General features: G+C 39.8%; 1 tRNA gene and 1 rRNA gene. Both read right to left on the bottom strand.

The window, feature by feature from the left end:
• Positions 1-88: ribosomal RNA gene (locus tag KV201_RS22460) — 23S ribosomal RNA — on the bottom strand; the annotation flags it as partial.
• 356 nt (positions 89-444) lie between these two features.
• Positions 445-520 (bottom strand) — tRNA-Ala (locus KV201_RS22455).
• Between the last annotated feature and the right edge of the window lie 10 nt (positions 521-530).

Below are 530 nucleotides of genomic sequence, written 5' to 3'. Positions count from 1 at the left end.
TAGCTCGCCAACGCTTTTCGCAAGTTACTACGTCCTTCATCGCCTCTGACTGCCAAGGCATCCACCGTATACGCTTAGTCGCTTAACCATACAACCCAAATGAGTTTCACTTGAATTGTTGCGACCAGCTGGTTTTACTTGTCTCACTTCTGACCAAAGAAGTGGACGCGCCTTAGACGTAAACTATTCAATAAAGAATAATTTACTTTTTGAATATTCAAGACACTTAATAAAGTGTTTGAGAACTCATGTTCAATGCTTTCGCATTAAACGTTTTGTAATTAATTACATGACAGACTCATGCAATTAAATACTATCAGCTTTCCAAATTGTTAAAGAACGGGCTTAAAAAAGCCAAAGATAATTTTTAAGTTTATCTTTGGCATCTCTATCCATAGTGCATATACCTTATTACTTTTCAATAAAGTCAGAATAAGGTGTAAATGGTGGAGCTATGCGGGATCGAACCGCAGACCTCCTGCGTGCAAGGCAGGCGCTCTCCCAGCTGAGCTATAGCCCCATTTACATGC

Source organism: Shewanella sp. SR1, assembly GCF_020447145.1.
GTDB lineage: Bacteria > Pseudomonadota > Gammaproteobacteria > Enterobacterales > Shewanellaceae > Shewanella > Shewanella baltica.
This window is presented reverse-complemented; position numbering and strand designations above follow the sequence as displayed.